Source organism: Legionella drancourtii LLAP12, assembly GCF_000162755.2.
GTDB classification, from domain to species: Bacteria; Pseudomonadota; Gammaproteobacteria; order Legionellales; family Legionellaceae; genus Legionella; species Legionella drancourtii.
In genome coordinates, this window is the sequence record NZ_JH413834.1 from 21,437 (window position 1) to 31,563 (window position 10,127).

The window sequence follows — 10,127 nt, forward strand, 5'->3', positions numbered from 1 at the left end:
GTTTAATCAATCAAGGAAAGATGATGGAACTTACTCCGTGGTTTTTAGTCGCTCTGTCTGCAGCAGTCATTGTGTTATGCGGGCTTTCTCTTTTCATGTTTAAAAAAAGAAAAAACCGGCATTTCATTATTGTTCTCTTTATTTTTCTAATGTTTGCAGCCATTTTTTTACATGGGGTTTCATTTAGAATGTTATAAAGGGTGTGCCAAGTGCCTTTAAGTGCTAATTGTTAGATGCATCGGGAGTGATGTGACACATCATTGTTAGGAAGACATTATGGACAAAAAGATTAAGCCCAATGTTCAAGGAGTTTCGAGAGAACAATCACTTTGGTGGGCGCTTTCATTAACAGGTGGTTTTTTGATTGCTGAGGTAATCGGCGGTATTCTAACCGGCAGCCTTGCATTAATCTCCGACGCTGCGCATATGTTAACCGATGTTACTGCGTTAATTATTGCACTAATTGCTATTCATGTAAGTAAACGACCGGCTGATGCACGCCGTACTTTTGGTTACTATCGATTTGAAATTCTAGCTGCTGCATTTAATGCCGCTCTTCTTTTTGTAGTAGCGCTTTATATTATATATGAGGCATATCAACGGTTAAAACAACCTCCTGAAATTTATTCCACCGGTATGTTAATTATTGCCAGTCTCGGTCTGCTTATTAATTTAGCATCTATGTATTTATTATCCCGTGACAAAGATAAAAATTTAAATTTAAAAAGTGCTTATCTTGAGGTATGGAGTGATATGTTAGGCTCTGTAGGGGTGATTATTGCAGCGCTTTTAATTCGCTTCACAGATTGGAGCTGGGTGGACTCAGCTATCGCAGTTTTAATTGGATTGTGGGTATTGCCCCGCACGTGGATACTTCTCAAAGAGACTATAAACATCCTTTTAGAAGGCGTACCCGCAGGAATTGATTTTAACCAAATTAAGTCTCGAATAATGTCTATAAAAGGTATTTTAGACGTACATGATTTACATATTTGGGCTATTACTTCCGATAAGATTAGCTTAACAGCTCACCTTGTCATTGATTCTCGTTTTAAGGAAGAACTGGTCAGGGATGAAGTTCAGTTATTATTATTAAACCAATTTAAAATTTCCCATACTACCCTACAAACAGAAAATAAAAAGACACTTAGTCTGTGCAATAGGATTAATAATAATGAGTAATGACCAAGATTATCCAGTTAATCGTAAACGTTTTTTCGATGTCCTATATGGACAATAAGAATTATAAAATGATCGTCTTCAATTTTTGCGATAATACGATAATCCCCCGTACGATAACGCCACAGCCCCGAAAGGTTACCTGATAATGGTTTACCAAATGATCGCGGATCTTCAGCAGGAATTACTTGCTCCTTTAGATATTTAATAACTCTCTTTTGGGCAGAGTGTCCTAGTTTTTTTAGATCTTTTTCTACATCAGTATCAAATTCAATCTTCCAGGCCAAGGCGGTTTTCCATTTCTTCAAGAGTTATACGAGGATTTCTCTTTTCTAATCGTGAAAGGACAATAAGGTGCTCTTCCTGTTCATTTAGAAAATCTTCGATTGCTTGTTTTACATAATAACTTTTAGAACGATGTGTTTGTTCTGCTAAGCGTGACAAACGTTCTTCAAGTTTCTCCGGTAAGCGAACGGCTAACATAAGTTTCCTTTAAGTGTAACACATGTATTACAAGTATAGCATAGTGCAAGAGTTTGCACTATGCTCAGAGAATTTAAATTCTTATTAGGGCTGTAAGTTTTATATTTATTTGGCAGGAAAAAATTAAGCCTTAAATAGCATTAGTCCAAAAAATAGAAGGCTTCTAAATTATATATTTTTATACAATCGAACGATACAAGACGATATCATGACGTCATTGCGTTCCCTGCCAGGGAATTTTAATAGTCAATTGTGTAAAGAGGCAAAAAATGAACACCACCAAAATCAGAGAAACATTAGATACTTGGCAAATTAGCATTTATTTTGGTGCGGTTGTAGTGGCAATCTTAATTTCTATGATTTTTTCAAGCACAATAGCTTTTGAACATGTAGTAAATCCGGCATTAGCACTGATGTTATTTGTAACGTTCCTCCAAGTGCCAATTGCTGATTTGAAGAGGTCACTCTTACAGTTTCACTTTCTAGGCATCCTGCTTTTAGTCAATTTTATGGTACTTCCGTTATTAGTTGCGATTTTAGTTCCATTTCTTCCCACGGATTTTATGGTGCGACTTGGAGTACTGTTGGTTTTGCTCACTCCTTGCATCGATTATGTCGTAACCTTTTCACATCTCGGGCAAGCCAATGCTCGCTTATTGCTGGTAGCTACACCAGTGCTTCTTATCGTACAGATACTACTGCTCCCAATTTATCTCGGTTTGTTCCTTGGAGAGAGAGCCACACACTTAGTTCAAATTGGTCCATTTGTTCAAGCGTTTATATGGTTAATTGCTATTCCCCTTTTATTTGCACTATTCGTGCAGGCATGGGCATCACGTAGCTTAACAGGGAAGAGAGTTTTAATAGCACTTGGATTACTTCCAGTACCAGCAACAGCTCTTGTGCTTTTCTTGGTAATTGCGTCGGTAATCCCACAACTTGGACTTTCCATTAAGTTGGTTTTAAAAGCAATTCCGATTTACATTGCCTTTGCAATTATCGCGCCTCTAATCGGATGGTTTGTCGCCCGAATGCTCCGACTGGATGTGCCGGCCAGTCGTTCAGTAGCTTTTAGCGCAAGTACTCGCAATTCACTTGTAGTTTTACCGCTTGCCCTAGCAATTCCAGGTGCTACTCCAATACTTCCTGCAATCATTGTTACTCAGACACTTGTGGAGCTGATCAGTGAATTGATTTATGTGCGCTTAATTCCTAAATTGATGTACTCAAAATAATAAACAATTTTATGGTATAAAAATTATCTACCAAATAAACAAAGCGACTCATTTGGGGTAGATAACGTACCTTATCTACCCCAAATGAGGTAAAATGAGAAAAGCACTCATGGAGCATGCCTTGAATTTACTGAATGATAAAAACAACAAAAATCGAAAGTTTGGGGTAGATAAGGTTTCTCATCCTTTGGATGTTCATTTTGATACCAATTCGTTATCGGCCTGGTTGTCATTTTATTTTCAGGTTCATGTCAAAGGTGCGCCCGAAAAAACAGTTCAGGCTAAACAAAAAGACTTATCTAAATTTTTAAATTTTTTTAAGATTGAAGTAGGGCATGACCAGGTAGATAATTGGACACCAGCAGTAAGTAAACAATTTCAACGTTCCTTATGCAATACCATTTCGGAGAAAACCGGAAAAGCATACAAAGCGACTTCCATTAATCGGACCATGGCAACCATTCGTCATGCAGGCCGTTGGCTTTATCAACAACGACCCTTAATTGCGGGCGATCCTTTATCAGGGGTTAAAGATTTACAGACAGATGCTCCAGAATGGAATGGCTTGAACTCGAAACAGCTTATGCGCTTAAAAGCAGCCTGCGAGCAACGCGCTAAAATATGTACTCGAAAAAATCAAAATGCATTATTGGAAACTGCTGTTTTTTATGTGTTGTTGGGAACAGGTTTGCGGGAATCTGAATTGGTCTCATTAAATGTACACCAATTTCATTCAAAAGGGCTTCATTCTGTAGTACGACATAAAAGTAAACGGGTGACTACTAAAATTCCCTTACCGCAAGAAAGTAGAGAACATTTGGATAATTATTTAAAGAGTCGAGCTATAGAATCAGACCAACCCTTATTTATTAATAGGGCAGGGAATCGTATTAATACTCGGAATATATTTCGAATATGTCAGCGAGTTTTAAAACAAGTGCTTGCACTTTTACCAGAGAATGAGCGATTTGAATTTACACCTCATAAACTTCGGCATACTTTTTTGAAAAAAGTAACAGATAAGCATGGAGTGCATTTTGCTCAGGAACTTAGTGGAAATGTTTCAATAAAAGAAATTTTTCGTTATGCGAAGCCCAGTCAGGACGAAATGCAGGAAACAATAGAAGAATTATTTGAATCATAATTTGGTCTTATTTAAGCCATTAAAGTAAAGTAGATGTTAATGAGAATAAAATACATAACGGTGGACAACTAATGAATAACAGAAATGATCTCATGATCCGCTTTGATAAGGCTTGGAAGCAAGGTGTAAAAAAAGTTGGTGTTGAATTTTTTAACCTAAAAGCATCCTCACTCAATGATGCTCACAAAAGATGGCAGTTAGAACCCAACTATCAATTCATTAAAGAGTCCATAGGCGGTTATAGCCATAGCAAACAAGTATTGCTTGCTATGATGTACTCTTTTTTTGATCCTGAGTGCGGTCAAGAACTACTTGAAAAAGTTGGTACATCAAACTTTGTTGATGCTCGATCCTACCTTGATGAAGAGGGGGTTTACATTATTTCTGAGCTTTGGAATAGCCATTACGGATGGTGAAATTCTCCCGAAATTCAGCATGTCCTTTATTTCTATAAGGTTAATATTCTGGATTTCCATCTATCAGGATTTAATCATTTAGAATTTATCTGTTAATAATTGGGTTAGTATCTGGGTCAGTATTTCTTGAAATATAGAACTGAGTGCTATATAATTACACCATATAATAAAAAGAAATATGGAATGTTATTTTGCGGGTTTTTAAAAACAAATGGTTTACTAAATTTGCAAAGAAAGAGCGTATTTTAGATTCTCAATTATGTAAGTTAATAAAAGAGATTGAAAAAGGATTAATCGATGTTGATTATGGTGGTGGAGTTATAAAGCAAAGGCTTGGCAGAGCAAACCAAGGAAAGTCGGGTGGGTATCGGTGTATTATTTTATATCGATATAAAGATCTGGCCTTTTTAGTGTATGGATTTCCAAAAAATGAACGTGACAACATAAGCCAGGAAGAAGAGCAAATATTTAAAGATTTATCTCAGCAGATGCTGGGCTTTTCTGGTGATGACATTGAGCGATTGCTCCAATCAGGTGCACTTGTGGAGGTACTATATAATGAGCACAAATAAAACATATAAAAGTGAGGTTTTTGAGGCTGTACATGAAACTGTTGTTGATATGTTTGATGCGGGTGTTATTGATAAACAAACAATGCGACAATTTGATCGCGCATGTTTAACCCCGATACATGAATTTTTACCTGTAGAAATAAAGGCATTGCGTGAACGAGAAAATGTGAGCCAACCCATATTTGCGTATTGTCTTAATGTATCTAAAGATCTTATTAGCCAATGGGAGAGGGGGCTTAAAAAACCAGCAGGTACTTCTTTGAAATTACTTTCTTTAATCGAAAAGAAAGGACTAAACGCTATATTATAAATATAGGAGACGAGTCAGGATACCTGTGATTACGATTGTAACCCAATCTTAATCACAAATAGAAATGGAGGCACTTACCCAATTTTTTAGCCGAAGAAGAGTCTTATTGCCCTAATTCAGAATCCAGATAACCTCGGACTGCTTTAAGAATCTCAACCAGGTAGTAATCCATCTTTTGCCATTCACTTTCACTGACACCAAAAAAAACGGAAAAACGAAGCCAGTGGCTGAATAAAGCATTAGTAATGGCTTCGATGCGCATATCCTTTTTAAGGAAATCACAGGTGATGGTGTGAATGGCTGTGTTGACCGCTTCGGTCTGCTCCAGGGCAATTTTCTGCGGCACGTTATCCAATTTTTCAGGGTGGGTCAGATGTTTTTTCAATTGTTGCATAGAATCGTTTAGCGCACGAATTTCCTTGCTTAATTCTGGCTTGGGCAGGGAGTGGGTAGTTGATTTGACCAGTTTAATGATGGGCAGCATGTGGTGGAATGGATCAGTCTTGTCCAGTGTTTGTTTGCTGAATCCATTTATAGGCGCCTCCAAAGTAAACCAGAAATAAAAAAGGCTCATTAAAATGATTTTAATTTCATACCCCTGGGTTATCAGCTCCATGAGTGTTTTTTCAATGCCAGCATGGGCGATGAGAACCTCTTTTTGAAATGCATTGGCAGCGGGCGTTTTTTGGTTGTAGGTCTGTTCGGAAAGGTGGCGAATTTCACTTAAAAGGGATTCCGTTTCTTCATAATGAGCGCTTTGCTGGGCTTCTATTTTTGCATGCTCTGCGGTGGCGTACGATTCCATTAAGCGATAAATATGTTCTTGAAAGAGGCTCACTAAGGGTAGGCCATAATCAAAATATTGTGATTCTTTGAGGGATTTGTTTTGAAGGTGCGTGAAATAGCCCATCACCCAACCAATTTGGATGGCTAATTGATTGAGAACATAATGGTCTGAAAGCCCATCGAGTTCTTCTCTCCATTGTGCGCATTGTTCTGAGCCCATCAGCAGCATGAGTTTTGTCAGTGATTCATCGGAGCAGAAGGGGGTAGGTTGCTTTTTCTTGCTTCTGATTCCTGGCTGATTATTTATTTCGTCAAACATGTCCATGATTTCTCGCCCAAGGCGCATGGTTTGCACCACGATGCTGCCAGGGGTGATGTTGCGCAGTTGATCCAGATGGATTTTCTTTTTTTCCGTGCTTTTGACGCTGTGATTGATGGGGTGTTGTGCAAAAGCATCGAGTGAGGCTTTTGCCTGGTGCTGGATGAGCGTAAGGAGAGATGGTACTAAAGCTTCTGCTTTTTTAACGGTGTGTACCGTGGTGATTGTACCGAGGTAGGCGCAAAGATAACCGCACAGAATTTGAGGTATCTGCACCAGTTTTTCTTCGATGAGTACCCATTTGAGTTCTTCCAGAAAATGACTACAGCTTTTCATGGTGTCGTATTCAAGATCAGTTAACGAAAAATAAGCGTCTTCGTCAAGCAGTGCGTAATTGACATCGGGGAGCATCGGGGCTTGGTAGGAAATCATAAATTCTTCTTGTTACAAAATAGAAAGGGCTGATCCTGTGCCAAAATCAGCCCTTTGTGTTGGTATATGCAAGTCCAACCTTGCAAAGATGAAGCAATGATAATAGGTTTTTTGAAAAATTCAAGGCAAAAAAAAAGCCCCAGGATATGGGGCTTTGAACAGATTAGTTCTAAGGGCAAGATAACAAAGTATTTTCAGCAATGCTCCAAAGATCCCGATTTATTTTGATATTTTGATCAATTGCTTTAATTTGCCGGCTTCGAGCGCGTCGCCAGCGTCCTTTCTCATCCTGTCTGTAGCCAGGCAATCCTCCTTTGATAAGGTTCTCTTGAACGACATTTAAAACAGAAAATAAATCACGTTTCATGTCTTCACGTCGCCTTGGAGTTAACAGAGTTTTTGCCTCGATGACCAGGTTATCATCCTCACTAAAACGAAGAGCATGCGCCTGTTGAGCAAAATCCAGAAGCCTCTCATTGGTTAATTGAATCTCCTCCATTTGCTCCACAGCATCAAGCATTCTGTGAGACGACTCAACAACTTGATAGGTTCCTTCAATGACGTTTCTAATAACATCACCTTGATGTCTAACACGCACTTCATTGTAGTTTTTACCGGCAACCATACCATTGGTGCACACCTGACGATACAGTCCTGCCATCAAACGATACGAGGACATGCCATCGTGAGAGTTGACCAATACCAGTTCAGGAAATAAACCGCCATCCTGCTCGTGATAGTTTCTATGTCGAAATCGGACCATGTGTTTTGCAAAGGCCTTCCTTTCTTCATGTCTACTCGCTGATTGTGTTGCCTTGGTTGGATAAAACCCTTCCTGAAGCAATACATTAATGATGTCAGAAGTGGCAATTGGCTGATATCGCTCACTGGTATGTTCAGCAGCTCCTTGAGTAAATAGCGAAGGGGCTGCTTTATAAAGTTGTTCTGTTGTTAAAATATTCATTATGTTCTCCTGATTCAAAGAAAAAGGAGCAAGTCCCTAATGGGAGTCTTGCTCCCATTAGGGTTATTAAATTACTTTAATTAATTAAACTGGATAGGCTATACCCACAAAGACAAGTGAAGCAATTATCAATTGCCTGCCTGTCGGTGCTATTAAGGTACGATTCGACTAAAAGCTCCGACTGTTTCTCTGTTGGCTCTTCATCCTCTAATACAGCTGCGGTAATTTTCTCAATTAAATTCATGATGTTTTCCTTAAAAACAGTCAAAAATCCATCCCTTTCAGGATAGATTCCTGCAAGGGTTATGCTAGAGTATGAAACGTTTTAACCAATCGTTCATGCAATGTTTCTATGCATTCCGCGATGAATACACCTGGGTAGTATTCAAAAGGCTGCCAAAAATCTATTGCATCGTCATCAGTCCCTAATTCATCATTGTTTAACCGATTGATAAGGGTTGAATATTCAATATCATCGGGAAAATAACTGAGGAAAGTAGATGCTGCTGTCAGTTCAAATGGATTCATTTTAAGTGGTTCTCCTTAAGTTTTAAAAAGGAGTTGTTCCCAAAGGGATAACTCCCTTCGGGATTAATGAAACAATTAAAAAGGAACTTCTTCACATTCCAACATCGAGTGCATTTGAGCTAAATACTCTTCTGGTGTTGGTTTATCAGTCTGCTCGGGTAGATCTTTGGGTTTTGCGTTATCAAGCAACTGTATGGTTTGCACCACAATATTGATTGATTGCCGTTTCACACCCTCAGTATCAGTCCAGTTATTTGAGCGCAGTTTGCCCTCAATATATACCTGACTGCCTTTTTGCAGGCGTTCCACAGCTAAAGTTGCTAATTTTCCAAAAAACACCAGATGATGCCATTCAGTAATGGTTTCCCACTCACCGTTACGGCGATAGGATTCATTCGTGGCAATGGAGACTGATGCAACAGGATGATGTTCCTTTGTTTGGGTACTTCTTGGTGAATGACCCACATGACCTATTAATTGGACTTTGTTCAATACTGCCATTTTAGTTCTCCTTTAAATGTAATTAATAAAAAATCGCACAATCGGAGAACTCCCGCACAAGGCAGAAGTTTTCCGATTGTGCGGATTAAAACGGGTAAAACAAGTAACAGGGTTAATCCTGCTTCCTAGACCAACTGTATGGAATGGTTAGTTGTGGTATTCCTTGCAATTATTCCATTCAACGTTCGAGCGCCAATTTGAAGTTGTGCTATGTCTTCTGCTGATAACTCATGCTGATAGGCATGAAGTTCTGCTATAGAGCGCAATAAATCAAAAAAGGCTAAATCAGTTCGAGTGCATTGATTGGTGTATTCTGCAAAAGATGTTTGTTGCATGGGTTCTCTCCTTAGATTTTGGGAAATACCCTTGCCCCATGAGGAAGTGTGATTTCCCCGATGGGTCACAAACCTTTAAATAGGTTTAGTGATTGAAATGAATTAAAGCTGAAAGATAAGCGGCTAATGAAAGACCGACTGTGATGATTGTACCAATCATCCAGCGTCTTGATGCCAACAACTCACCCCTGTTTTCACGCAGTTGTTCATTGTAGGATTTCATTCGCTCATCGAACTCGCGACGCTGTTCAACAAGTTTTTTATCTTGCTCAACAAACACTTGTCTGACGGCTTCACTTAACATGTTATCCACCTCATCAATACTATAAATGTTGTGAATTTCTATTTGAGTCAGTGTGGAAAAAAATCCCTCAGATGACTCTTTAGAAAACCCACTCTCTTTAAGAATCTTAGCATATTTTAAGGTATCTGTCTGAATACGCACGACCATTTCTCCTGTAAAAAGCCAGAGAAATAGTCAGCAAACGCTGAGTTCTTCTCCAGCGTAAGCCTACGTCATTCACCTTTTTCTAAACATGGTTGAATAACCCAAATTGTTAAAGAATACATTCTCAAAATGGGTTTGTCTGATAGGTATCAGACAATGAATTCAAACGGGTTCAAAACAAGATTAATTGCTTTAATGAAATAAAAATAAAGGAGTACACCTCTATTCTTTTAATAGGATTCAATATTTGTGTATTGAATTAATGGTATATCAGGTTCCCGACTAAACGCTCAGCTACAGTGATTGGGGAATTAGGGTAGCAAGTCACAAGACCGAAGAGTTCGGTTTCACCAGGATTACACTGGTTCATCAGTTGTGTTTTCTGTTTCTTATTCTACTAAACTCAGTTAATAAATTCTATAAAAAATGGTGAATTAACCACAATAGTTCTTATGGAAAGCTTTGCATAAAACCT

Annotated in this window: 15 protein-coding genes; 6 read left to right on the top strand and 9 right to left on the bottom strand. The window is 38.6% G+C overall.

Annotation, left to right across the window (positions count from 1 at the left end):
• The first annotated feature begins 276 nt into the window (after window positions 1–276).
• Window positions 277–1,182 (top strand): cation diffusion facilitator family transporter, encoded by a 906-nt coding sequence (locus LDG_RS12275; protein ID WP_006871704.1) that lies wholly within the window; start codon window positions 277–279, stop codon window positions 1,180–1,182.
• Between the two features lie 17 nt (window positions 1,183–1,199).
• Here the strand turns inward: LDG_RS12275 and LDG_RS12280 are convergent, their stop codons facing one another.
• Window positions 1,200–1,466: a type II toxin-antitoxin system RelE family toxin gene (locus LDG_RS12280; protein ID WP_006871705.1), complete on the bottom strand. Its 267-nt coding sequence runs from the start codon at window positions 1,464–1,466 to the stop codon at window positions 1,200–1,202.
• Window positions 1,450–1,662 (bottom strand): type II toxin-antitoxin system RelB family antitoxin, encoded by a 213-nt coding sequence (gene relB, locus LDG_RS12285; RefSeq protein ID WP_006871706.1) that lies wholly within the window; start codon window positions 1,660–1,662, stop codon window positions 1,450–1,452. Before relB ends, LDG_RS12280 begins: the two co-directional genes overlap by 17 nt.
• 269 nt (window positions 1,663–1,931) lie before the next feature.
• Between relB and LDG_RS12290 the strand changes: the two genes are divergently transcribed.
• The 5 genes from LDG_RS12290 (at window position 1,932) to LDG_RS12310 (ending at window position 5,339) form a co-directional block, all read left to right on the top strand.
• Window positions 1,932–2,897 carry an arsenic resistance protein gene (locus LDG_RS12290; protein WP_006871707.1) on the top strand — a complete coding sequence of 322 codons (966 nt, stop codon included), beginning with the start codon at window positions 1,932–1,934 and terminating at the stop codon, window positions 2,895–2,897.
• A 94-nt stretch (window positions 2,898–2,991) separates the two neighbouring features.
• Window positions 2,992–4,041, top strand: coding sequence for a tyrosine-type recombinase/integrase (locus LDG_RS12295; RefSeq protein ID WP_006871708.1), 1,050 nt, complete (start codon window positions 2,992–2,994; stop codon window positions 4,039–4,041).
• A gap of 71 nt (window positions 4,042–4,112) precedes the next feature.
• Window positions 4,113–4,457 carry a hypothetical protein gene (locus LDG_RS12300; protein ID WP_028383800.1) on the top strand — a complete coding sequence of 115 codons (345 nt, stop codon included), beginning with the start codon at window positions 4,113–4,115 and terminating at the stop codon, window positions 4,455–4,457.
• Window positions 4,458–4,648: 191 nt separating this feature from the next.
• Window positions 4,649–5,029 (top strand): type II toxin-antitoxin system RelE/ParE family toxin, encoded by a 381-nt coding sequence (locus LDG_RS12305; protein ID WP_006871710.1) that lies wholly within the window; start codon window positions 4,649–4,651, stop codon window positions 5,027–5,029.
• Window positions 5,016–5,339: a helix-turn-helix domain-containing protein gene (locus LDG_RS12310; RefSeq protein WP_006871711.1), complete on the top strand. Its 324-nt coding sequence runs from the start codon at window positions 5,016–5,018 to the stop codon at window positions 5,337–5,339. The genes LDG_RS12305 and LDG_RS12310 overlap by 14 nt, the downstream gene beginning before the upstream one ends.
• Before the next feature lie 103 nt (window positions 5,340–5,442).
• Here LDG_RS12310 and LDG_RS12315 read toward each other — a convergent pair whose 3' ends face one another.
• The 7 genes from LDG_RS12315 to LDG_RS12340 all read right to left on the bottom strand — a co-directional run bounded on the left by LDG_RS12315 (window position 5,443) and on the right by LDG_RS12340 (window position 9,649).
• Window positions 5,443–6,876 (bottom strand): hypothetical protein, encoded by a 1,434-nt coding sequence (locus tag LDG_RS12315; protein ID WP_006871712.1) that lies wholly within the window; start codon window positions 6,874–6,876, stop codon window positions 5,443–5,445.
• A gap of 169 nt (window positions 6,877–7,045) precedes the next feature.
• Window positions 7,046–7,840, bottom strand: coding sequence for a DUF932 domain-containing protein (locus LDG_RS12320; protein ID WP_006871713.1), 795 nt, complete (start codon window positions 7,838–7,840; stop codon window positions 7,046–7,048).
• A 76-nt stretch (window positions 7,841–7,916) separates the two neighbouring features.
• A complete protein-coding gene (locus LDG_RS19715) occupies window positions 7,917–8,084 on the bottom strand; it encodes a hypothetical protein (RefSeq protein ID WP_006871714.1) in 168 nt (55 codons plus the stop codon).
• A 59-nt stretch (window positions 8,085–8,143) separates the two neighbouring features.
• On the bottom strand, window positions 8,144–8,368 hold the full coding sequence (locus LDG_RS12325; protein WP_006871715.1) for a hypothetical protein: 225 nt from the start codon (window positions 8,366–8,368) through the stop codon (window positions 8,144–8,146).
• 75 nt (window positions 8,369–8,443) lie between these two features.
• Complete coding sequence (locus LDG_RS12330; protein WP_006871716.1) at window positions 8,444–8,869, bottom strand: single-stranded DNA-binding protein; 426 nt, start codon at window positions 8,867–8,869, stop codon at window positions 8,444–8,446.
• A 125-nt stretch (window positions 8,870–8,994) separates the two neighbouring features.
• Window positions 8,995–9,204 carry a hypothetical protein gene (locus LDG_RS12335; RefSeq protein WP_006871717.1) on the bottom strand — a complete coding sequence of 70 codons (210 nt, stop codon included), beginning with the start codon at window positions 9,202–9,204 and terminating at the stop codon, window positions 8,995–8,997.
• Window positions 9,205–9,289: 85 nt separating this feature from the next.
• Window positions 9,290–9,649, bottom strand: coding sequence for a hypothetical protein (locus tag LDG_RS12340; RefSeq protein ID WP_006871718.1), 360 nt, complete (start codon window positions 9,647–9,649; stop codon window positions 9,290–9,292).
• Between the last annotated feature and the right edge of the window lie 478 nt (window positions 9,650–10,127).

Excerpts from the sequence above, each read along its gene's own strand:
- LDG_RS12275 (WP_006871704.1), top strand. The coding sequence starts at position 277 with ATGGACAAAAAGATTAAGCCCAATGTTCAAGGAGTTTCGAGAGAACAA.
- relB (WP_006871706.1), bottom strand. The coding sequence starts at position 1,662 with ATGTTAGCCGTTCGCTTACCGGAGAAACTTGAAGAACGTTTGTCACGC.
- LDG_RS12290 (WP_006871707.1), top strand. The coding sequence starts at position 1,932 with ATGAACACCACCAAAATCAGAGAAACATTAGATACTTGGCAAATTAGC.
- LDG_RS12295 (WP_006871708.1), top strand. The coding sequence starts at position 2,992 with ATGAGAAAAGCACTCATGGAGCATGCCTTGAATTTACTGAATGATAAA.
- LDG_RS12300 (WP_028383800.1), top strand. The coding sequence starts at position 4,113 with ATGAATAACAGAAATGATCTCATGATCCGCTTTGATAAGGCTTGGAAG.
- LDG_RS12310 (WP_006871711.1), top strand. The coding sequence starts at position 5,016 with ATGAGCACAAATAAAACATATAAAAGTGAGGTTTTTGAGGCTGTACAT.
- LDG_RS12315 (WP_006871712.1), bottom strand. The coding sequence starts at position 6,876 with ATGATTTCCTACCAAGCCCCGATGCTCCCCGATGTCAATTACGCACTG.
- LDG_RS12320 (WP_006871713.1), bottom strand. The coding sequence starts at position 7,840 with ATGAATATTTTAACAACAGAACAACTTTATAAAGCAGCCCCTTCGCTA.
- LDG_RS19715 (WP_006871714.1), bottom strand. The coding sequence starts at position 8,084 with ATGAATTTAATTGAGAAAATTACCGCAGCTGTATTAGAGGATGAAGAG.
- LDG_RS12325 (WP_006871715.1), bottom strand. The coding sequence starts at position 8,368 with ATGAATCCATTTGAACTGACAGCAGCATCTACTTTCCTCAGTTATTTT.
- LDG_RS12330 (WP_006871716.1), bottom strand. The coding sequence starts at position 8,869 with ATGGCAGTATTGAACAAAGTCCAATTAATAGGTCATGTGGGTCATTCA.
- LDG_RS12335 (WP_006871717.1), bottom strand. The coding sequence starts at position 9,204 with ATGCAACAAACATCTTTTGCAGAATACACCAATCAATGCACTCGAACT.